Genomic DNA, 21,526 nt, shown 5'->3' with positions numbered 1-21,526 from the left:
GGAATCAATGCCAAATGCGGCTCCGCAAGACCATTCAATTGACTCGGCAGGGACTTCGACTTAGAATCGCACCTTCCGGAAAGGAGCGCCATGAAAACAAAAACGCTGTTCACCTGTCAGCAGTGCGGCTACCAGAGCCCGAAGTGGCTGGGGAAGTGTCCCGATTGTCAAGCCTGGAACACGCTGGCCGAAGAGGTCGTGGAGGTTGTGGGCAAGGGCAAGACCCTGGTGGTTGCCGATAACCGGCCAGTCCGTTTCGCCGAAGTGTCGGGAGCCGAAGAAGACCGCCTGCAATGCGGTATTGCCGAACTCGACCGGGTGCTCGGCGGCGGCGTGGTGCCAGGCTCTTTTACCCTGATTGGTGGCGACCCCGGTATCGGCAAATCGACCCTTCTGTTACAGGCGGTTGATCGTCTGGCTCGCTGCGGCAAGGCTCTCTATGTGACGGCGGAGGAATCCACCCGTCAGGTCAAGATGCGGGGGGAGCGCCTGGGCGCTGCCGCCTCGTCTCTCTATCTGCTGGCCGAAACGTCTCTGGAGTCCATCTTTGCTCAGGTCAAGGAGCTCAAGCCTGATTTTCTCGTAGTGGATTCCATTCAGACCATCTTTACCCAGACCCTCGAGTCAGCCCCCGGCAGTGTCAGTCAGGTGCGCGAATGTGCCGGGCGTCTCATGCAGTTGGCCAAGGGCCAGGGGATTCCCACTTTTATTGTCGGGCATGTCACCAAGGACGGCTCCATCGCCGGTCCGCGCATGCTCGAACACATGGTCGACACCGTCCTCTACTTCGAGGGCGATCCCGGGCATCCGTACCGCATCATGCGGGCGGTGAAAAACCGCTATGGCTCCACCAATGAAATCGGTGTTTTCGAGATGAAGGAAAGCGGTTTGGCCGAGGTGACCAACCCTTCCGAGCTCTTTCTGGCCGAACGCCCCGAAGAAGCGCCCGGCAGCGTGGTGGTCCCCTCGTTGGAAGGGAGTCGCCCCATCCTCGTGGAGCTGCAGGCCCTGGTCTCGGGCTCCTCTTTCGGCACTCCCAGGCGTACAACCATGGGAATTGACCATAACAGAGTGTCCCTTTTGGTCGCTGTCCTGGAAAAAAAGGTGGGGCTGTCCCTCCTCTCCCAGGATATTTTCCTTAATGTCGCCGGCGGGGTGCGACTGGATGAGCCCGCTGTCGACCTGGGTGTTATGGCGGCTCTGGCTTCAAGCCACCTCAATCGGGCCGTGCAGACCCGGACGATTCTCTTCGGCGAAGTCGGCCTCGCCGGGGAAGTGCGGGCCGTCTCCCGACCCGAACTGCGGGTAAAAGAGGCTGCCCGCCTCGGCTTCAACCGCTGCATTCTGCCCCAGGGCAACCTGAAAAATCTCGAAGCGCCAGCAGGGATGGAGTTGGTCGGCGTCAAGTCGGTGGAAGAGGCGCTGGAGGGAGTTTTTGATTAGATGGCCCGAGTCTTGCTTGTTGTCTGGACGGCGAAAACGAATAGGTGTCTGTCAACATTGCATCGCTCTCCCGTTAGGCTATAATGGCTGTCGCCTTACTTTCAGATAGGGAAGGAATCCCGTGACTATCCAACAGACCTTTGTCATACGCAGAACATTTCTCATCCCGCTGGGGATACTGCTTGCCCTTTCGCTGCTGCTCTTTGCCGTCATCCTTGTCAAAGGGGAGCCGCTGGCCAAGGTGATGATACTCGGAGTCATTATTCTCCCTGTGGCCGGATTTTTCTCCGAGAGTGTTGTGCGCCGATTCAGGGTCACTGCCGACGACGTTCGGGTGGACAAGCTCTTTCGTAAAAAAAGCCTTCCCCTTGAACAAATAACAGCGGTGGATACGGTCCTGGTGAAAAAACGGGCCTTTGTGACCATCAGCACCGAAGAAGATTTTATCATTCTTTCCAATGCCTATGCCGACTTCCCGCACCTGGTACGCACTCTGCTGCAACGGGTTCCCCCGGCGGCTATCAGCGAAGAGACGCAGAAAATGGCGGCCGCTCCTCCGACAAAAAGCACCGATATCATTTCCTGCTGGCTGGCTGTCATCCTGCTGGCATTTATTCTTTATATTCAGGTCATGGCGGGGATTTGACGCCGGGGCAATCTGTATTGACTTTAACGCTGTTTTAACTTAAATTTGCGGAATTACACAGAGCAAAGGGAGTTACCGAATGGAGCAGGAAAAACTCGAAGAATTTCGCCAGATTCTGCAAAATCAGCTCGACGACCTGTTGCGAGAGGCGGGCAAGACTGTCTCTGAGATGACCGATGAGAAGACCAATTTCCCCGATCCCACCGATCGTGCATCCCTCGAATCCGACCGAAATTTCGAATTGCGCATCCGTGATCGGGAGCGCAAGCTGATTCTGAAAATCCGCGAGGCGATCGAGCGCATCGAAGATGGTACCTTCGGTGTCTGTGAAAGCTGTGAAGAAGAGATTGGCGAGGCCCGTCTTCGTGCCCGTCCGGTTACCACCTTGTGCATTGATTGCAAGACGGAACAGGAACGCCAGGAAAAAATAGGCTGATCCTGAAGGGAAAAGGATCACCTTTCTTCGGGAAACGGTGCCGATGATGCGTGACTCCTTTGACGTGCTGCGCAATGTGGTCCGCCTTGCCAATTGCGGGGCGGCCGATCACCTCGCCTGTTTTCACGGAATTCTCGACTATCTTACTCGTGCCCTGGGGTTGGCCGAGGCTTCCCTGTATTTTCTGGATGCCCGGGGTGATCGTTTTTCTCGTGTTCTCCGCGCTTCCAGCCCACCGTCTTCCCATGATTGTCATATTCCTCTTGAAGAGACTCTTCAGGGTGAAGTCCTGCGTACCCGCCAGGCCAGGACGGAGGGTGCGCAGGCTGTTTTTGCCGTTGTCACCCGCTACCGGGAGCACGGTGTCCTCTCTGTGGAACTTCTCCCGGGTTCCACACTCTCCGAAGGCGATCTTTCTCTGCTCGAAGCCATTTCCGAAGAACTCGCCTCCCTGGCTCAGCTTCATCACGATGTGGAAGCTGAAAAAGAGCAAGCCTCCGCTCTCGGTCAAATGAAGGCCCTTTCTGCAGAAAATGATAGAAAATTTCGTGAGATTTCCCTTCTCTATCGTATCTCTCGCGCCATGCACAGCACTTTGCGGCTCAACGAGCTGGTGCATCTCATCCTTTCGGCGGCGACGGTCAAAGAGGGGGGAGGTTTCGAGCGGGCCATGCTCTTTACGGTCAATGAACGCAGCGGCACGCTCCAGGGAATGCTCGGAGTGACACGCAGGGCCGCGCAGCTTGTCCTGCCCAAAACGGAAGGCCTGGACAGCTGGGCGCACCCTCGCATGGGTGCGGAAGTGCAGGAAGCGCAAAGGCGTACAGCATTCTGCCGGCAGGTTCTGAAACAGCGGCTTCCTCTGGACGCCGAAGACAACGCCCTGGCCCGGGCAGTGGCTGACACCGAGGTCGTCCTGATCCGCGATTCCACCTCGCTGCAAGGTTCTGATAGAGCTTTCGCCACAGCCCTGGAGCTGAAAGCCTATGCCTGCGCGCCCCTGCTTGGAAAAGATCGCGTCCTTGGCGTCGTCGTCGTCGACAACCCCGACAGTCATGAGGATATCACACCTGGACGTTTGCGCTTCCTTGAACTCTTCGCCAACCAGGCCGCTGCCGCCATGGAAAACTCCATGTTACTGCATCGGCTGGAGAGCGCCCACCAGGATCTGAGGGAAACACAGGAGCGCCTGATTCAGGGGGAAAAACTGGCGGTTCTGGGAGAGATGGCGGCTTCCGTTGCCCACGAATTGCGCAACCCTCTCGTCTCCATCGGAGGTTTCGCCCAGCGATTGTGTCGACACGCCCCCGAGGGCAGTCGGGACCGGGAATATGCCGGGATTATTGCCCGGGAAGTGCGTCGGATGGAGGAAATGCTCACCAACATCCTCGCCTTTTCCAAAAAGCAGATGCTCTGCTTTGTCGAGTGTGACCTGATCCGGATCATTGATGAAGTCGTCGACCTGGAAAATAACGCTATTCTGGCGGCGGGCATCGAGCTTAAGGTTGAGGTGACCGACAATCTGGCCAAAGTTCAGGGAGACGCCCAGAAACTTAGACAGGTACTGCTCAATATGGTCGCCAATGCCCGGCAGGTGATGTCCCTGGGGGGAACCTTGACTGTTCGAGCCTATCCGACCGTCTTGCGCGGAGAGTCTGCTGTCGCCGTGGAGGTGGAAGACACCGGCGGTGGTATTTCCGATGAAGTCATGCGCAATATTTTCAACCCATTTTTCACGACCAAGGGCGAAGGGACTGGTCTGGGACTCTCCATATCCCATCGGATCGTCGAACTTCACCGGGGGGAGATTGAAGTTATGAATCGCGAGAAAGGCGCCCTCTTTATCCTGCGTATCCCCTGCCGTGAAGGAAATGAGGCGCGGCTGCGCTGACAAAAGGACGGGTTTCGCAGAGGCCACCACATGAAGGGGCTGTAGCTCAGTTGGTAGGGCGCTGCGGCTGCAAGGCACAGGTCAGCGGTTTTGATATTCCTCAGTTCCACCATGCTAATCCTGGCAGTCCTCCGCCCGAAGAATTTCAAGGCCCTTCCGGTTTCTCTAAAAAAAAGATGAAAATAATTCTTCGACCCCTATCGTTCAGGTTGGTTTTCCCCTGAATGTTCACCCGTGAAACGGTGAGAATTGCTCTTGACGGTCCTGTGGGAAAGTGCTAACAAGGATCGCGTTTTTGCCCTGTTTCTTTTTATGGCGGCGGCTGTTGTTGGTGTCTCACGGGTGTTAACGCTCCCCGTTGAGATTTTTTTGTGCGCCGTCTTCGACAATAGCGTGTGAGAAAGGGAGGATCATTACCGATGAGCCATTCAGATAACGCCTGCAGCAGCTGTGGGGATAAGTCGGGATGTGCCGAGAAAAGCTGCCCGTCGGCGGGAGCCCGGCCCGGTGAATCTGCCGAACAGCGTGAGCGTCGGCTGCTCATGGAGCAGCGTCTCGGCCATATCCGCAACAAAATTCTGGTCATGTCCGGCAAGGGGGGCGTGGGCAAGAGCTCGACGGCGGTGAATCTGGCCATGGCTCTCGCCCAACAGGGGCAGGCGGTCGGTCTGCTCGACGTGGATATCCACGGGCCCAGCGTCCCCAAGATGCTGGGTCTTGAAGGGGTAAGGCCGAAGATCACCGAGGCTGGAGATGCCATGCTCCCCGTCAATTATGAGGGGCTCAAGGTCATGTCTATTGGCTTCATGCTGGAGCAGGACACGGACGCGGTCATCTGGCGCGGCGCCATGAAGGCAGGTGTTATTCAGCAGTTTTTGGCCGATGTCGAATGGGGATATCTGGATTATCTCGTGGTCGACTGCCCGCCGGGAACCGGGGATGAACCGCTGTCCGTAGCCCAGTTTCTTGGCGCCGATGCTCAGGCCGTCATCGTCACCACTCCGCAGGAAGTCGCCCTCAATGACGTGCGCAAGTCCATCACTTTTTGCCATCAGTTGAAGATGAATCTGTTGGGCGTGGTGGAGAATATGAGTGGTTTCGTCTGCCCCCACTGCAATGAGGTGATCGACCTCTTCAAAAAAGGAGGCGGTCGGCAGATGGCCGAGGCAATGGGCGCTCCTTTCCTCGGTGCGGTCCCTGTCGATCCGGAGATGGTCAATGCCGGTGACAGCGGAAAACCCGTCGTGCTGGCCAACCCCGACTCGGAAACAAGCAAAGTATTGCGGCATATTGCCCAGGAGCTGGTGGGCCGAACGGCCTGAATCTTTCCTTCGAATTTTTCAAAAATAGATGGTGACCCCCGGTCGATGGCGACCGGGGGTTTTTTGTCTTTCGGATGTCCCTTCGGCAGGTTCAGTGCGGCGGTCGACAGAAGGATTCCAGGCTGGCGCGAAAAGACTGAAGGCCGTCCGGGGTCAGAATCGTATCCGTGCCACAGGATGGACAGAGTCGGCGTGTGCCGGGAGCGTAGTCGTTAAGGTTTTGGGCAACGCTTTTTTGGCATTGTGGACATTCGAAGGCAATTTCCAGCTTCATGGGGTTTTCTCCTCATTGTTTATCGCCTGAAGAGACATTTTGCCATTCTTCCCCGGTTTGGCAAGTCCGGAAAGAAAATCCTCAGGATTTGGAGAAAAATGCCTTTTGGCCCTGGTGAAAGAGCTCTGTTCCGTTAGGATTGAAAATAGGGCTTTAGTTTCTTCTCTCCCAGGGAGTTGTCGATGTCTGATGCTTTTGATCTCAAGGGGTACGAACAGTCGATAGAAAGGAGGGCCCGCGATCTTTTGAGCGGTGCGAAAAATTTTAAAGATTGCTGGCATAGCGTAAGTCAACTCTATGGGCTGGCAGAGGATACCTTGGCCAGGCATATGGATCCTGTCGAACAGAAGCATATCGCCTGCACAGCCGGGTGCGGAACCTGTTGTGCCGTCAACGTCGCTGTCCTGCTGCCTGAGGCCGCCGCGATCATTACTCATTTGAAGGAGTCGATGGGCGAGGAGGAGGTCGCCAAAATTATCGCTCGCCTCGAATCCCTCTACCCCCGCATTCTCTGGCTGGATGATGATGACCGCGTTCTGCTGCGACAATCCTGTGCGTTTTTGACCGACCAGGGCGCCTGTGCGATTTATCCGGTGCGTCCGCTGATCTGCCGCTCTATCACCTCCGCCAATGCGGAAGACTGCCGGGAGGCCATTGCCTTCAAGGCGCTGGGCGAAGAAAGGACCGTCCTGATCAACCTTTTCCAGAAAACCCTCATGGATGCCACTTTCCGCGGCCTGGGCGCCGCCCTCGCCGGGCTGAATCTGGACAGCCGCAGCGTCAAGTTGACTGTGGCTGTCTGGACCCTTCTGCAGGAACCCGAACGGATGGCGGCCTTTCTGCAGGGGGAACCGATACCCTGTGGCTAGCCGTGGCGACATGCCTAAAAAGTGATGATCTGGTATCCTCTGGAGGCGTAGTCCGCCAGGCTTGGATGCCCCGACATGTCTGAGCAGACCGGCAGTTTTTGTGCTTCGGCAATAGACAGGGTATCCATTTTGGCAGCACAGGCCTTGCACACACAGTCGATAAGGCCCTCCTGTGTCGTCCTCGCATAGAGCGTCGCGAGGGGATGGTCAGGACTGGCCAGATCCCTGATCAGGCGAGTGGCGTTTCCTTCCAGCACCACTTTTACGTCGTAGCCCTTCCGATGAAAGTCAAGGGCATTCAAGAGTACATGCACGAAGCAGGTCGAATCGCCGTTAAAAGCGACCAGAGCGACTTTTTTATTCATTAAGACCTCCTGTTTTTGTCCCGTGTCCGGTTCTTACAAATCCACCCATAAGCCGAAAATTCCCATGGTCTCCGTTTTGTCAAAAAATTCACTCAGCGTGGGCCGTCCCCGGTAAAAGGTGGCGCCAAGACGCCAGGCCCGGGTAGCTGAACGGGCAATGAAGCCTGCCTGCAAGGCCGTGTCGATCTGCCAGTCTCTTTCCTCCATGGCGGAAAAGTCGGCGGCAAGGTACCAGCCTGCCCGTCCTGGCCCCAAGGGGCGCGTTTTTTCCAGCTCTATTCCTGTCTGCAGCCGTCCTGGTTTTTCCACATCACTGCTTCCTTTGGCATAACTGTAGCCGCCCTCGAAATAGATGCGGGTCCATGGCCCAAACCTCTGATCGACGGCGAGTTGTACTTCTTCACGCAGGTAGCCGATCCGAGTACGTCCCGTGCGTTGCATATATTCATCCCCCAGGTGGCTGGATGTATGGACCACCCCCAACTTGAGATTCGTCCCTGGTTGGAGGGTTGTCGTGATCACGAGACCGTAATTGCCGTCCCAGCCGATATTGTCCAGAGAGTGTTCGATATCAAACTGAGCGTCAAGGCCGCCTTCAAAGCTGAGTTGCCAGGGTCGGTGCGGCGCCTGCGCCGGTACAAAACGCAGCAGACCAAAACGGCCCCCTGCCTGCAGGTTGAAGCGCCTGGAACCGGAGTCCGGGATATCGGCCTGGGCGACGGTCAGATAGTGCATGCCCGTGGCGGCCCGGTGAAGATCGGCCTGATAGGCAGCATAAGGATCCCCTTCGGGGCCCAGGATCAGCTGTGCCCCTGAGTCGAAACTAAGGGTGGGGCCGCCTGTGCTTTGTCTTTCGGCAGAACCTTCCCGTGGCAGACCAAGAATCATCAGGACGAAAAGGAACAGTGTCGCTACCGGGAAAGATAGTAAAAACCTCACCGGCCTGCGTCCGGGAGTATTCCAGTGGGAACCCGGGTGTTGAGCCATAAAAAATCCCCTCGTCAATGGGTGTTCAGGAAAAGCCTAACAGATTTTCACCGCGCGGAAAGGACAGGAGCCGGGACATTTTGATGAAATGAAGAAACGTTGGACCAGGAAGGAGAACTGATCTTAAGGGAGGTCGTATGTTTTCAGACTTATCTGTTGGAATAGGGCCTTTCACAATTGGGGCAGGCGACGGATGTGCCATGGTTTTTACGGTATAAGAATTTGGTGCCGCAAAAGGAGCACGTTACAAGTTCCGTCTGGACGGCTTCTCCCGCGTCTTTTTCAGCTAAGCAGTTTTCATGGAAGTTTGTTTTTTCAGCGGCGCCAATCACGTCGTCTGTTCTGCGATGACGGCTAGCCAGAACACGGCGAAGAACTATGAATACCCCCACCCCTGAAGAGACAATAAACAGGGCGATGAGTAAAAATCCGAGCTGAACCAGCGTGGTGTTCAAGGGCGTCACCTTTCAGAAAGTTATTCATGCTGCCTTAATCCTTTCTCAAGAGTCGTGCCAGTCAGGCTGGCCGTTCGTTTATTCATTAAAGGTGAGGGCCAAGAATTGATGCAAACTTTTGCAAGTGTTTGAAATAATAACGGGAATGGAATGGTAGGATGGTAAGTTTTTGCTTCACTCGCGGAGGGAGAGTGTTATGGCGAGGTCAGTCTTTCAAACAAATCCGCGCGAAAAGTTACAATTGTGTGTCGGTTCGCGCCGGGGCCTGGCGCACGGGGCCTCGGGAAAGGCGCTAGGAAAGCCTTGAAATCAGGGCCGGAACAGCCGTTTCAACCCTGAGTATACGTGGGCCGCAATGGACGGGCTTGAAACCTGCTGCCGCCAAAAGTTCCACTTCATAGGGGAGGAACCCCCCCTCAGGCCCTATCGCAAGCGTTGTTCTTTCACCAACATTGCGGGGGCAGGGCGATTCGGCGACGGGGTGTGCGACCAGACGCTGGGAATTGGCACTGAGACCGGGGAGGATGTCCTGCGCGAAAGGTTTGAAAAGGCGATGCAGTTCAATGGACGGGAGGTGGGTGTCCTTGGCCTGCTCGAGCCCGAGAATCAGGGGTTCCTGCAAGGCTTCGGGTTTCAGCAGGTCGCTATGCCAAAAACTCTTTTCCACCCGCCAGGAATGGATAAGGTGGATCTCTTCAACACCCAAAGAGGTGGCGGCAATAAGAATCCTTTTGAGGGCCTTGGGACGGGGCAGGGCCAGCACGAGGGTGAGAGGCAGTTTCGGGGGAGGTTGTCGCTCAAAGGAGACCCGCATCTCCACGAGTCGGTCCTTCAAGTTGAGGATCTGGCCATGACCTATGTCGCCTCCGGCCAGGCCGACACATAAGGTATCCCCTTCACCGGCACGGTGAATCTCGCGGATGTGCTGCTGTCGCCTTCCTGAAAGCCGCACGATATCGGAGGAGATAAAATCTTCCTCGAAAAGCAGGATGAGGTTCATAGCGTCGAATCGGCCGATGAGTCAGCGAGCGTGTCAGTCTTCGATGAACTGGATGGCATGTTCAGGGCAGGCGGCAATGCAGATGCCATCGAGGTCGCAGCGGCCCATGTCGATATGGGCTTTTCCTCCCTGGAGAGTGATGGCTTCCATGGGACAGGTTTTGGCACAGTCACCTGTGCCCCGGCACAAGTCAGGATTAACGGCGATCCTCATAGGTAAACCCTTTCTTTCTCTTTGATCGTGGCGGCATTGGCTCAGAGAAGAATATCTTCCCTGTCCAGTCGGGTTTGGCGATCTTAAAGCATGGCGCAAAAAGGGTCAAGGGAGACCATGTTGTAATCTTTTTTGTATCTTCTGCAAAAAGTGAACATATTTTAAAAATGAACACATGGTTGCCATAAGACGACACAAAAGGTTTTTCTGGAATATCGGTGGAAATTGGTTAACAATCAACAGAGTGGACGAAGGGCATTTCAGGGGGATTGAGTCTATGCTGCATGATCCGCAAGAGTCGAGACAATCAACCATACTGGTCATTGATGACGATCGCATCATCCGTCGCCTGGTGCGGGAAGCTTTGCAGGCCGAAGGCTTTGCTGTGAATGAGGCTGCCGATGGCGAAGAGGGTCTGGCTCTGTTTGCTCGCAATAAGCCCGATACGGTGCTTCTGGATGTGGTCATGCCGAAGATGGATGGTTTCGAAACCTGTGCCGCCATGAGGCAAGTAGAGGGGAGCGGTGGCCTCCCCATCATTATGATGACGGGTCTGGATGATGTGGAGTCGATCCGGCGCGGGTATGAGGCCGGCGCCACCGATTTTGTCACCAAGCCCATCAAATGGCCGATTCTGGGGCAGCGCATCCGCTACATGTTGCGCGCCGGCAGGGCCATGGAAGATCTCAAGCGCAATGAGGAACGTTACCGCGCCTTGTTCAACAGCGGCAATGATGTCATTTGTGTGTATCAACTTCACCAGGGGGATCAGCCGGGGCGTTTCATCGAGGCCAACACGGTTGCTGTCCAGAAACTGGGCTATTCCCGCCAAGAACTTCAGGCGCTCACCCCCGCAGACTTTGTCACAAGCCAAACCAAGGCACAGCTCGATCGTCTGGCCGACATAGTGCTGCGCGAGCGTCACGGCGTCGTGGAGCTGGACGTGTTGACCAAACAGCAGCAGGTCATCCCCTTTGAGATCAATGCCCACCTTTTCGAATTGAGTGGACATCAGACGGTGCTGGCTATCGCCCGAGACATCTCCGAGCGCAAGAAGGCGGAGGAGAGCCTGCGCCAGAGCGAAAAGGAAAATCGTCGCCTGCTCGAACAGTTCAGAACCCTTTTTGACGGCATCCCTGATCCCCTCATGGTGCTGACCCCCGAATTGAAAATTCTCTGGGCCAACCGGGGCGCCGCCCGGGCCATTAAAGGGCGGCCGGCCGATATGATCGGCAAGAGTTGCCATGAAGTCTGGCACCATCGCGCCGCACCCTGCGATGACTGCCACGCCATCCGTAGTCTGAAGAGCGGCAAGACCGAGTCGGGACACATGCCCACGGGCGATGGCCGCATCTGGGGGATGCGCACCTTTCCCATTAAGGACGAGATGGGGCGGGTCAGCAACGTCATCGAGCTGGCTCACGACATCACCGAAAAAATCCGCCTGCAGACCGAAACGATCCGGGCCGGGCACCTGGCCGCCTTAGGGGAGCTGGCTGCCGGAGTCGCCCACGAAATCAACAACCCCATCAACGGGATCATCAACTACGCCCAGATTCTGGCCAACAAGGCGGCGGAGCAGAGCCCGGAGCGGGACATCAGCCTGCGCATCATCAAAGAAAGCGACCGGGTGGCCACCATCGTCCGCAACCTGCTCTCCTTTGCCCGCGAACGCAAGGACAAGAAAGCTCCCGTTGCCGTGGAGGAGATTCTCGCCGACTCGCTGGCCCTGGTGGAAACACAGCTGCGCAAGGACGGTATCCGTTTCGAGTTGCAGTTGACTGAGGGTCTTCCGCCGGTTTTTGCCCTGAAACAGCAGATTCAGCAGGTTTTTCTCAACCTGATCAGCAACGCCCGCTACGCCCTCAACGAGAAGTATGCCGGAGCCCATCAGGACAAGCTCCTGCGCCTGTCGGGAGAAACGATCTGCGTGGGTGGTCGTCCTTTTGTGCGCATGACCCTGTACGACCAGGGTACCGGTATTCCACTGGATATCATCGAGCGTATCACCAATCCCTTTTTCTCAACCAAACCGCACGACAAAGGAACCGGCCTGGGGCTGAGCATCAGCCATGGCATTGTCAGGGACCATGATGGTCGACTTGTCTTTGATAGTGCAGAAGGACAATATACCCGGGTCGTGATGGATCTGCCCGCTGTCGCTGCGAAAGGAGACTGCCAAGATGGCTCAGAAGATACTGATTATTGATGATGAGGAGAGCATCCGCTTTACTTTTTCCAGCTTCCTGGTCGAGGAGGGGTATGCCGTAGAGACGGCGGCCAATTATACGGAGGCCATGGACAGGCTGGCGGCTGGGGGCGTCGATCTCATCTTCAGTGACATTCTTCTGGGCGGTGACAGCGGTATCGATATCCTGCAGGAAGTCAGGTCGCAGGGGATCGATGTGCCGGTCATCATGATTACAGGCTTTCCGGGGGTGGAGACCGCCAGGGAGGCGGTGCGGCTGGGGGCGTTCGATTACCTGTCCAAACCCGTTACCCAGGACATTCTGCTGCGAACGACCCAGGTGGCTCTGCGCTACAAAAGTATCAACGACGAAAAGAAGAGGTATCAGGCCGATCTTGACGCGATCTTCCATAGTGTTTCCGAAGGGATCGTCACCGTCGATTCCCAGATGCACATTGTCCGTATGAATGAGGCGGCCGCAGGCCTCTGTGGTTTTGATACAGCTGTGAGCGGGCAGGATTTCAAGTCCCTCTCTCTCGACTGTCAGGGCCGCTGTCGAGACGCTCTCGAGGAAACCCTGGGAAAAAAGGCGCCCATCGACCTGCCCCGCTTTGAGTGCCAGCGTCCCGGCAAGCCGGCACAGGTTGTGTCAGCCACCACGGCGCCCCTGGTCAACGGTGAGGGTGCCATGTATGGCGCCGTACTCGTCATTCGGGACGAGACCCGCCTGCACACCCTGGAATGTGATCTCAAGGAGCGCACCTCCTTTCATAAACTGGTGGGCGGCAGCGATCGCATGCAGGAGGTTTACGCCTTGCTGGAAAAGCTGGCGAATGTGCCGAGCACGGTGCTGATAACCGGCGAAAGCGGCACGGGAAAGGAACTCATTGCCGATGCTCTGCACTACCAGGGGGCCAGAAGACAGGGACCCCTGGTCAAGGTCAACTGTGCCGCCCTGACGGAAAATCTGCTTGAAAGTGAACTCTTCGGCCATGTCAAAGGCTCCTTTACCGGGGCCATTCGCGATAAGGCGGGACGATTCGAGATGGCGGACGGCGGCACCATCTTCCTGGATGAAATTGGCGACATTTCGCCGGCCATGCAGGTTCGCCTGCTGCGTGTTCTGCAGGATCGTAAAGTAGAAAGGGTCGGTGGCACCCGGCCCATTGCCGTGGATGTCCGCGTGGTGGCTGCCACCAATCAGAACCTGCCTGAAAAGATCAAGCGAGGCGAGTTCCGGGAAGACCTGTTTTATCGCCTGAAGGTCGTTACTGTCCCCCTGCCACCCCTGCGTGAAAGGCGCACGGACATCCCTATGCTCGTCGATTTCTTTATCCAGCGCTTCAATGGACGTTTCCAGCGGGATATCCGGGGAATTTCCGACGAGGTCATGCGCTTTTTCATGTCCTATGAGTGGCCCGGCAACGTGCGGGAACTCGAACATGTCATGGAGCACGCCTTTATCCTCTGCCCCGGTGCCCACATCCTGGCGGAGCATTTGCCCCCCGATCTGAATACGCATATTCCCGGCGCGAGAAGTCGTCATCTGCGGGAGGATGAGAACGAAGTGGATACTATTCGGCAGGCGCTGGAAAAATGCGGCTGGAACAAGGCCAAGGCGGCGAGGCTTCTCGGTATCAGCCGGCGCACCATCTACCGCAAGATGGAAGAACTGGATATTCAGGAGTAAGCCACTCCGGCTTCTGTGCCATGGCACAGCTGTGGCCACCACGGCAGCGCTGTACTGGCACAGAAGGTCGACTCTCTTTCCGCCGGAAATCTCCGGCCGTTGTCTCGGTTCGTCCTTTTTCACGGCACCATACCCCCTAAATCGCGCAGTAGACCGTTCTTTAGAGATAGATGAAGTGTCCATGCAAAAGCGGCATGACTTTTGGAGGTCTGTATTGACAGATCGCCTGAAGGCGCTGCCCGACACCTCTTCCCCAAGGACGGATAACCCGATGAACGAAGCCCTCAACCCGCGCTCAGGGAAAATATGTCCCTTGGTGAAAACACCTCACGCTACCTGTCACTGCGCCAACCTGACGAGCAGTTCGGCCGAGGCCGCTATCTATTTCTGCGGGGGGCACTTTAACGAGTGTGATATTTATTCCCGTTACTCTGGCCAGCTGAAGACAGTTACAAAGAATAAGAATCCCTTGCCTCAAGGGAAAGGAGTGGATCATGACGATTTTCGGTAAATTAATGAGCGCCTTTTCCCTGCTGGCCGTCATCGCCGCCCTGGTTGGCGGTGTCGGCTGGTATGGGCTGCACAAGACCAATGAAGGTGTGCAGGAGATTGCCCAGGTACGTCTGCCCGCGGTTTCAACGGTGGGAAACCTGGCTGAACTGCAGAATGCCATCACGACGTCGGAAAGAACCTTGCTTATCCCCAGCGTCAGCCGGGAGGACCGCCTCCAGGAGCTGGAGAATCTCAGCCGTTACTGGGCTCAGGCTGAAGAGGAGTTCAGTCGGTTTGAGGCCCTGGAAAAAACGGCGGCCGAGCAGGCACTCTGGCAGGAGTTTCAGCAGGCCTGGGAGGCATGGAAAACAGCCAATGTGACCGTCACCGAGATGACGGTTCTGGTGAAGGATGACGATATCGAACGCCTCGAGACGATTCTGGTCAGTCGCAAGCTGGACCACGTGACCTGGGTCGATGATCTGGACAGAGCCATTGACCGGCGGCAAGTTTTCGCTGGGCAGGTCGATCCCGCCCGCTGTGAATTCGGTGCCTGGCTAAAGACCTTTGAGGCGAAGAATCCCGACCTCGTCGAGGTCATGGAAGGATTTCTCGAGCCGCACGAACAGCTCCATCATGGCGCTGCCGTCATTAACGACCATCTCGGGCGGGGCCGCTACGCCCAAGCGCGCCAAGTCTTTCAACAGGAAGTCCAACCGGCCTTCACGGAACTTGTTGACCAGTTCGACATGGCTCAGCTCATCATCGGGGCGGACATCGAACTTCTGAGATCTGCCGCCAAGGTCGCCTTCGGGGACGAAATGGTTGCTTTTGAAAGGGCCAAAGAGAAACTCCAGGCTCTGGTTGGTCTCAACCAACGCCTGGCGGACCAGTCCCGCACACAAGCCGCGACGCTGGAAACCCGGTCGACCCTCCTTATGGTCGGTACCGTGCTGGTAGGCGTGGCGGCGGCCCTGGGTTTTGGCTTCGTCCTGGCCAGAGGCCTTTCGATTCCTATCCGCAAGGCCGCCGAGATGATCGACGAAATCGAGAGGGGCCGCTATTATCACCGCCTGAACCTCAAAGGACGCAAGGATGAAGTGGGACAAATGGCCCGCAGCATGGATGCTCTGGCGGAAAACTTTGAGAATGTGCTGCTGGTGACCCTCAACAAACTGGCGGAGGGGGATATCCGTTTCAAGCCCAAACCCCGTGATGACAAAGATTCCACCCGCATGGCTCTTAAGGGTGTCAGTGAGAAGCTCAATCTGTCGCTGTGGAAAGTCCGTTCTGCGGCAGAGCGCATTGCCTCAAGCAGCGCCCAGGTTTCCGATTCGAGTCAGTCCCTCTCCCAGGGAGCGACGGAGCAGGCCAGCTCCCTCGAAGAAATCTCCGCCTCCATGCATGAGCTGACCTCCCAGACGCGCCTGAACGCTGAAAATGCCAATGCGGCCAGTCAGCTGACCGAAGCCGCCCGCCAGGCGGCGGGGCGGGGACATGAACAGATGGGAGCCATGGTGCAGGCCATGGACGAAATTACCGGTGCCAGTCACGATATCTCCAAAATTATCAAGGTGATCGACGAGATCGCCTTTCAGACCAACCTGCTGGCGTTGAATGCTGCCGTCGAGGCTGCCCGGGCGGGCCAGCATGGCAAGGGGTTCGCGGTGGTCGCCGACGAGGTGCGCAGCCTGGCGGCCCGTAGCGCCAAGGCGGCCCAGGAAACGGCTGCTCTCATTGAAGGAACCGTCAGGAAGACGGAAAACGGTTCGACCATAGCCGGCCGCACGGCCGAGGCTCTGCAAGAGATTCTGAGTGACGTCACCAAATCCAATGAACTGGTGGCGGAAATCGCCGCGGCAAGCACAGAGCAGGCGCAGGGTATCGCCCAGGTCAACCTGGGTCTTGATCAGATCGATAAGGTCACCCAGCAGAATACGGCCAGCGCCGAGCAGAGCGCGGCAGCCGCCCAGGAGCTTTCTGCCCAGGCAGCCGAACTGAACCACATGCTGGAGCGTTTCATGTTGCGGGACGATGCCCAGGAACTCGCCGGCGAGGAGTCCTCCGCCCCGGCCGCTATCGCCTGGGAAGATCTGGCAGGTGCTCGGCGCGAGGCGCGCCAGCCGGCTCTCGCGGCGACGAATCATCCAACCCCCCAGGATTTTATTGCTCTCGATGATGGCGAGTTCGGTCGCTATTGAAACCTGAGCGCAACGGGCAGGATTCTGTTCCCTGCCCGTTGCGCCCTTCATGCCCCCCCTCCTTTTGATCGACAACAGGTTTGTTCACCAGCAGGCTTCCCCGTCTCCTCCCCTTTCCCGCTTTTTTGGAACCCGGCAACCTGGGTTGCGCCTATAACTTGGGTTATGATCTTCCATCTATTTAATATCATACAAAAAAAAGAAATATCTATCGTGGTTTGTCAACTTTGGTTGATTCGTTCCGGTAGCGGTCCTTGTCTCGCAAGTTACTGAAAAAACATGTTTTATGGCCGTTTTGAGAGGTTGGCACTCCTATTGCTGTAATAGGGGTCAGGTCGATTCCTCTTACGGGGATTCTATATATGACCCAACCCTGACATCTCAAAAAAAGGAGTTACACCCCGTGTCCTTCAAATTCAAGCTCATTGCCATGGTCGTTTTGGCGGTCCTGGTGCCTCTCGGGGCAATTCTCGTTGTTTCCGAGTTCAATTCGGCCGATGCCCGTCGGCAAGCGACGGAAGAGGCGCAGAAAGTGGGTCGTACCAGCCTCGACTACGTCATTGCCGGTGCCCTGAACCTGGCCGAAGCCAAGCAGAACGCCATTGCCCAGCAGAGGGCTACCGCCGTCAAAAATTATCTGCGTTCCACGGCGGACAATCAATTGGCCCGGGTTGAGGCCATCTATGCTCAGAGTACGCCGCAGCAGGACTGGCCGCGCATCCGTGACATCCTTCTTGCTGACAAAATTGCCAAGACGGGCTATGCCTTCGGGATGAACAGCCAGGGGGTTCTGACCATCCATCCCTCCAGCGAGGGCAAGGACTTGTCAGGTCAGGCGCATATCGATGAGATGCGACAGCGGAAAGACGGTTTCATCACCTATCATGCCGTTACCGCCAAGCGGGATAAGGCCGTTTATTACCGCTACTTCGCACCCCTCGACCTGATCATTGCTCCCGGGGTTTTCATCGATGAGCTGGAATCACTCTATGATGTCGAGGGTGAGCGTCGCGAGATGGAGGATCTCAAGACACTGCTGAAATCTGTCAAGATTGGTGAAAATGGCTACGTCTGGGCCCTGACAGGTTCAGGAGAGAACAAAGGGGTGTTCGTTATTTCCCCAGGGGGTAAAAATGATGGCAAAAACATGCTGAAGGCCACCGATCAGCAGGGACGTGCCTATATCCAGGACATGGTGGAAAGGGCCGTCCAGGCGCAGCCGGGTGAATTTCTCGATGAGCGCGTCGAAGTAACCAACCCTTTTGACAACAAGATCCACCAGACCATTGTCCGCTACACTTATTATCCCGATTATGACTGGGTGGTTGGGGCCAGTATCCCGGAAGACGAGTTTCTGGCCACCGCCAGGGTCATCGAACGTTCCTTTGGACAGTTGCGCACGTCCATGCTGGTGGGCGCTGTGGTTATCGCCCTGGCGGCTTCCATTCTTGCGGCCCTGTTCGCCCGTCGTACCCTGCGCCCCCTCAACGCGGTCAGCCATATGCTGTCGGAAATGGAGAAGGGACATCTCGATGGGCGCCTCAACCTGGATCGACGTGACGAGTTCGGCCACATGGCCCGCACCATGGATGCCTTTGCCGACAGCCTGCAGCATGAAGTGGTCGATGCTCTGCAGCGTCTGGCCCAGGGAGACCTGACCTACACCATCACCCCACGGGATGAAAATGACGCGATCCGCGGTGCCCTGAAGGCTCTGGAAGAAGATCTCAATCAGCTGATGGGTGAGATTCTGCTGGCTGGCGAGCAGATCGCCTCCGGCAGCACCCAGGTTTCGGACAGCAGCCAGTCCCTCTCTCAGGGGGCGACTGAGAGCGCCGCGAGTCTGGAAGAGATTACCAGTTCCATGACGGAGATGGCGTCGCAGATTCGTCATAACGCCGAGAATGCCGGACAAGCCAGCACTCTGGCCACCCAGGCCCAGGGTGCCGCCGAAAACGGTAGCCTGCAGATGCAGCAGATGATGCAGGCCATGGGCGAAATCAACGCATCGGGTCAGAATATCAGCAAGATCATCAAGGTGATCGATGAGATCGCCTTCCAGACCAATCTGCTGGCCCTCAATGCGGCTGTGGAGGCAGCCCGGGCAGGGCAGCACGGCAAAGGGTTTGCTGTGGTCGCTGAAGAAGTTCGTAATCTGGCGGCCCGCAGTGCCAGAGCGGCCTCGGAGACGGCCGCGTTGATTGAGGGGTCGGTTAAGAAGGCCGAGAATGGTGCCGAAATTGCTGATAAGACCGCCGGTGCCCTGACGGAAATAGTCCACGGCATCACCAAGGTCAATGATCTCGTCACTGAAATTGCCGCGGCGTCCAATGAACAGGCCCAGGGTATTGCCCAGGTCAACCAGGGGCTTGGACAGATCGACCAGGTGACGCAGCAGAACACAGCCAATGCCGAGCAGAGCGCGGCGGCGGCGGAAGAGCTGTCCGGACAGGCCTCCCAGCTTCAGCAGATGCTACGGCGGTTCCAGCTCAAGAAGGGGACAACGTCCCTTGTTCTGCCCCAGGCTGTTCAAGGTCATCCCTCTGTTCAGTCGTCAGTTCGGCCCTCTCTTGCCGCGCCGCCGAAAAAAGTGGCGCCCAGGGTTTCCATCTCGCTGGACGATGACGAGTACGGCCGATATTGAGGCGGAAAGCTGGGTGGCAGACACAGGGATGATGGCACGATTCTGAGACATGTCCCGGCCAGCCCCGCCATAATCAGCAAAAAAAGTTGGAGCGGAACAGTTTTTAACCGTATTCAAGCAGGAGGTTCCATGAAAATTCAGACCAAGTTTATTGTCCCCGTGGCGGCATCCTTCGGGATTTTTGCCCTGATCGCCTTTGTTGCGGTGACCGCGATGATCGGTGCTCTGGTGCAGAGCCAGAAGGACCGCGTGCAGGACTATGCCACCCATTCTCTCGCGGAGCGGGCCAAAGAGCGGCAGGAGGCCATTACCGACGGTATCGGAGAGGTCGGCAGCAAGGCCCTGGAGATGACGGCGCTTTTTTCCGAAATCCCCGTGGTGCAACAGGCCTATGAAATCGCTCTGTCGGGTAATATCAACGATGAGGCCGACCCCAAGGGACAGCAGGCCCGCGAGCTTCTCCGTCGCGAACTGAAGCCCTTTCTGACCGGGTTTTCCCGCCAAACGGGGATCAAGGAGCTGCAGCTTCACTTCCATCTGCCCAACGGTCGCAGTCTCGCGCGGGTGTGGCGGGACGGCTGGCAGACCCGTCGCAATGGCGAAAAGATCGACATATCGGACGATATTTCCTCCTTTCGCAAGACCGTCATGGAGATCAACAGCGGTGATCACCGGCCGATACGTGGCATCGAGGTCGGGCGGGGAGGTTTCTCCATACGCGGCCTCGCCCCGATAACGGCAAGCGATGGCCGTCATCTCGGCTCCTGCGAGATCCTGTTGTCCTTTGACAATCTGCTCAAGGCCAATCATGTCAGTGACGACTATCAGATGGCGGTCTATATGGACTCGTCCATGCTCTCCATTGCCACCGGCCTGAAAGATCCTCAAAAGAACCCCCCCGTCGGCGATAATTTCGTCTTTATGACCTCCACCGGCAAGGAAATTACCGATGTCGTGGTGAACTCCGACCTGCTGGAGGCGGCGGTCACGGCCGAGGTGGAAAAAGAGGCCGATGGCTATTTCATCAAGGCCTTTCCAATTCCGGACTATTCTGGCCAGCCCGTCGGCGTCATGGTGCTCGCTTTTGACATGAAGGAAGTCAAGGGCATGATCGCCGGCATGCAGACCCGGGCCGATGAGGCCCAGAGTGCTATCCGCACGCGTCTAGGGGGCGGTCTGTTTGTTTCTCTGGTGATCATCCTCGGTATTCTCGTGTTGGTGGCGCGGGGTGTAACCTCCTCACTGCAGCGGGCGGTGAAGGTGACGGAATCCGTCGCCTTGGGTGACCTGGATCACGATATCCAGGCGACCTCCAGGGACGAAGTCGGCGATCTGATGCATTCGCTGCAGACCATGGTCGCATCGTTGCGCCGCAAGGCGGAAGAAGCCGAAGCCATTGCGTCAGGCGACCTGCGGGTGCAGGTCGCCATGGCGTCGGAAAAGGATGCCATGGGACTGTCCTTCCAGAAGATGGTGCGCAGCCTGACCGAGGTGATCGGCGATATCAGTCACGGCGCCCAGCAGATGGCTTCCGGTAGCGCCCAGGTCTCCGATTCGGCCCAGTCTCTATCGCAGGGAGCCACCGAGCAGGCCTCCAGCCTGGAGGAGATCACCAGCAGCATGACCGAGATGGCCTCCCAGACCAAGCAGAACGCTGAAAACGCCACCCTGGCCAACCGGATGGCCGGCGAGGTTCGCCAGGACGCCGAGATGGGCAATGCCAGCATGCAGCAGATGGTGACCGCCATGTCTTCCATCAACGCATCGGGCCAGAACATCAGCAAGATCATCAAGGTGATCGACGAGATCGCCTTCCAGACCAATCTGCTGGCCCTCAACGCGGCTGTGGAAGCGGCCCGGGCGGGCCAGCACGGCAAGGGGTTTGCCGTCGTCGCTGAAGAAGTGCGCAACCTGGCTGCCCGCAGTGCCACGGCAGCAAGGGAAACGGCTGAACTGATCGAAGGATCGGTCAAGGCGGCTGCAAACGGCGCCGAAATCGCCGGTATGACTGAACAGGCTCTGGGCAAGATCGTCACCGGTATCACCAAGGTAACCGACCTGGTCGCTGAAATCGCCGCCGCCAGCAACGAACAGGCCCAGGGGATTGCCCAGGTCAACCAGGGGTTGGGTCAGATCGACCAGGTCACCCAGCAGAATACGGCCAGCGCTGAAGAGAGCGCGGCGGCCGCCGAGGAGCTGTCCGGACAGGCCGAGCAGTTGCGGCAGATGCTGACCCACTTCAAGCTGCAGGAGGAGCACCGAGCCCGAGTGGAATCCGCTTCCGCCGAGGAGCCAGTCCAGATAGGCTGGGGCGAGTAGATCTTATTCTTGAAACTTTTTGACATAGTTTTTGCATTAAATGGCCGGTAGCTTGGGCTGCCGGCCCATCACTTTAGCCCGACTAAGGAGC

Annotated in this window: 17 protein-coding genes; 11 read left to right on the top strand and 6 right to left on the bottom strand. The window is 57.1% G+C overall.

Annotated features, from left to right (window positions below; translation table 11 throughout):
• The first annotated feature begins 90 nt into the window (after positions 1 to 90).
• From radA to AOP6_RS12705, 5 genes are all read left to right on the top strand, one after another.
• The gene (gene radA / locus AOP6_RS12725; RefSeq protein WP_155877124.1) at positions 91 to 1,443 is read left to right on the top strand and encodes a DNA repair protein RadA; all 1,353 of its coding nucleotides are present in this window, start codon (positions 91 to 93) and stop codon (positions 1,441 to 1,443) included.
• A 121-nt stretch (positions 1,444 to 1,564) separates the two neighbouring features.
• A complete protein-coding gene (locus tag AOP6_RS12720) occupies positions 1,565 to 2,089 on the top strand; it encodes a hypothetical protein (RefSeq protein ID WP_155877123.1) in 525 nt (174 codons plus the stop codon).
• Between the two features lie 79 nt (positions 2,090 to 2,168).
• Positions 2,169 to 2,525, top strand: a complete 357-nt coding sequence (gene dksA, locus AOP6_RS12715) for an RNA polymerase-binding protein DksA (protein WP_155877122.1) — start codon at positions 2,169 to 2,171, stop codon at positions 2,523 to 2,525.
• 43 nt (positions 2,526 to 2,568) lie between these two features.
• The gene (locus tag AOP6_RS12710; RefSeq protein ID WP_155877121.1) at positions 2,569 to 4,416 is read left to right on the top strand and encodes a GAF domain-containing sensor histidine kinase; all 1,848 of its coding nucleotides are present in this window, start codon (positions 2,569 to 2,571) and stop codon (positions 4,414 to 4,416) included.
• Between the two features lie 419 nt (positions 4,417 to 4,835).
• The gene (locus AOP6_RS12705) at positions 4,836 to 5,738 is read left to right on the top strand and encodes an Mrp/NBP35 family ATP-binding protein (RefSeq protein WP_155877120.1); all 903 of its coding nucleotides are present in this window, start codon (positions 4,836 to 4,838) and stop codon (positions 5,736 to 5,738) included.
• A 91-nt stretch (positions 5,739 to 5,829) separates the two neighbouring features.
• Here AOP6_RS12705 and AOP6_RS12700 read toward each other — a convergent pair whose 3' ends face one another.
• Entirely contained in the window at positions 5,830 to 6,012 is a 183-nt protein-coding gene (locus tag AOP6_RS12700) for a hypothetical protein (protein WP_155877119.1), read from the bottom strand.
• Positions 6,013 to 6,194: 182 nt separating this feature from the next.
• Here AOP6_RS12700 and AOP6_RS12695 point away from each other — a divergent pair, with 182 nt between their 5' ends.
• Positions 6,195 to 6,881 carry a YkgJ family cysteine cluster protein gene (locus AOP6_RS12695; protein WP_155877118.1) on the top strand — a complete coding sequence of 229 codons (687 nt, stop codon included), beginning with the start codon at positions 6,195 to 6,197 and terminating at the stop codon, positions 6,879 to 6,881.
• A gap of 14 nt (positions 6,882 to 6,895) precedes the next feature.
• Here the strand turns inward: AOP6_RS12695 and AOP6_RS12690 are convergent, their stop codons facing one another.
• The 5 genes from AOP6_RS12690 to AOP6_RS12670 form a co-directional block, all read right to left on the bottom strand.
• Positions 6,896 to 7,246, bottom strand: coding sequence for a DsrE family protein (locus AOP6_RS12690; protein WP_155877117.1), 351 nt, complete (start codon positions 7,244 to 7,246; stop codon positions 6,896 to 6,898).
• Between the two features lie 33 nt (positions 7,247 to 7,279).
• Positions 7,280 to 8,233 carry a DUF1207 domain-containing protein gene (locus AOP6_RS12685; protein WP_155877116.1) on the bottom strand — a complete coding sequence of 318 codons (954 nt, stop codon included), beginning with the start codon at positions 8,231 to 8,233 and terminating at the stop codon, positions 7,280 to 7,282.
• Between the two features lie 149 nt (positions 8,234 to 8,382).
• Positions 8,383 to 8,688 (bottom strand): hypothetical protein, encoded by a 306-nt coding sequence (locus AOP6_RS12680; protein ID WP_155877115.1) that lies wholly within the window; start codon positions 8,686 to 8,688, stop codon positions 8,383 to 8,385.
• Between the two features lie 292 nt (positions 8,689 to 8,980).
• Positions 8,981 to 9,688 (bottom strand): 16S rRNA (uracil(1498)-N(3))-methyltransferase, encoded by a 708-nt coding sequence (locus tag AOP6_RS12675; protein WP_155877114.1) that lies wholly within the window; start codon positions 9,686 to 9,688, stop codon positions 8,981 to 8,983.
• A gap of 33 nt (positions 9,689 to 9,721) precedes the next feature.
• On the bottom strand, positions 9,722 to 9,901 hold the full coding sequence (locus AOP6_RS12670) for a 4Fe-4S binding protein (protein ID WP_155877113.1): 180 nt from the start codon (positions 9,899 to 9,901) through the stop codon (positions 9,722 to 9,724).
• A gap of 277 nt (positions 9,902 to 10,178) precedes the next feature.
• On the opposite strand from AOP6_RS12670, the gene AOP6_RS12665 reads away from it, so the two are divergent.
• The 5 genes from AOP6_RS12665 (at position 10,179) to AOP6_RS12645 (ending at position 21,435) form a co-directional block, all read left to right on the top strand.
• Entirely contained in the window at positions 10,179 to 12,110 is a 1,932-nt protein-coding gene (locus tag AOP6_RS12665; RefSeq protein WP_213194596.1) for a response regulator, read from the top strand.
• The gene (locus AOP6_RS12660; protein WP_155877111.1) at positions 12,085 to 13,779 is read left to right on the top strand and encodes a sigma-54 dependent transcriptional regulator; all 1,695 of its coding nucleotides are present in this window, start codon (positions 12,085 to 12,087) and stop codon (positions 13,777 to 13,779) included. The genes AOP6_RS12665 and AOP6_RS12660 overlap by 26 nt, the downstream gene beginning before the upstream one ends.
• A gap of 494 nt (positions 13,780 to 14,273) precedes the next feature.
• Entirely contained in the window at positions 14,274 to 16,472 is a 2,199-nt protein-coding gene (locus tag AOP6_RS12655; protein ID WP_155877110.1) for a methyl-accepting chemotaxis protein, read from the top strand.
• Positions 16,473 to 16,875: 403 nt separating this feature from the next.
• Entirely contained in the window at positions 16,876 to 19,116 is a 2,241-nt protein-coding gene (locus AOP6_RS12650; protein WP_213194595.1) for a methyl-accepting chemotaxis protein, read from the top strand.
• 129 nt (positions 19,117 to 19,245) lie between these two features.
• Positions 19,246 to 21,435, top strand: a complete 2,190-nt coding sequence (locus tag AOP6_RS12645) for a methyl-accepting chemotaxis protein (RefSeq protein WP_213194594.1) — start codon at positions 19,246 to 19,248, stop codon at positions 21,433 to 21,435.
• Positions 21,436 to 21,526 lie beyond the last annotated feature (91 nt).

This window comes from Desulfuromonas sp. AOP6, assembly GCF_009731355.2.
Taxonomy (GTDB): domain Bacteria; phylum Desulfobacterota; class Desulfuromonadia; order Desulfuromonadales; family SZUA-540; genus SZUA-540.
This window is presented reverse-complemented; position numbering and strand designations above follow the sequence as displayed.

Coding starts and splice junctions, on each gene's coding strand:
- AOP6_RS12670 (WP_155877113.1), bottom strand. CDS start 9,901: ATGAGGATCGCCGTTAATCCTGACTTGTGCCGGGGCACAGGTGACTGT.
- radA (WP_155877124.1), top strand. CDS start 91: ATGAAAACAAAAACGCTGTTCACCTGTCAGCAGTGCGGCTACCAGAGC.
- AOP6_RS12665 (WP_213194596.1), top strand. CDS start 10,179: ATGCTGCATGATCCGCAAGAGTCGAGACAATCAACCATACTGGTCATT.
- AOP6_RS12645 (WP_213194594.1), top strand. CDS start 19,246: ATGAAAATTCAGACCAAGTTTATTGTCCCCGTGGCGGCATCCTTCGGG.
- AOP6_RS12700 (WP_155877119.1), bottom strand. CDS start 6,012: ATGAAGCTGGAAATTGCCTTCGAATGTCCACAATGCCAAAAAAGCGTT.
- AOP6_RS12695 (WP_155877118.1), top strand. CDS start 6,195: ATGTCTGATGCTTTTGATCTCAAGGGGTACGAACAGTCGATAGAAAGG.
- AOP6_RS12655 (WP_155877110.1), top strand. CDS start 14,274: ATGACGATTTTCGGTAAATTAATGAGCGCCTTTTCCCTGCTGGCCGTC.
- AOP6_RS12675 (WP_155877114.1), bottom strand. CDS start 9,688: ATGAACCTCATCCTGCTTTTCGAGGAAGATTTTATCTCCTCCGATATC.
- AOP6_RS12685 (WP_155877116.1), bottom strand. CDS start 8,233: ATGGCTCAACACCCGGGTTCCCACTGGAATACTCCCGGACGCAGGCCG.
- AOP6_RS12705 (WP_155877120.1), top strand. CDS start 4,836: ATGAGCCATTCAGATAACGCCTGCAGCAGCTGTGGGGATAAGTCGGGA.
- AOP6_RS12710 (WP_155877121.1), top strand. CDS start 2,569: ATGATGCGTGACTCCTTTGACGTGCTGCGCAATGTGGTCCGCCTTGCC.
- AOP6_RS12690 (WP_155877117.1), bottom strand. CDS start 7,246: ATGAATAAAAAAGTCGCTCTGGTCGCTTTTAACGGCGATTCGACCTGC.
- AOP6_RS12660 (WP_155877111.1), top strand. CDS start 12,085: ATGGCTCAGAAGATACTGATTATTGATGATGAGGAGAGCATCCGCTTT.
- dksA (WP_155877122.1), top strand. CDS start 2,169: ATGGAGCAGGAAAAACTCGAAGAATTTCGCCAGATTCTGCAAAATCAG.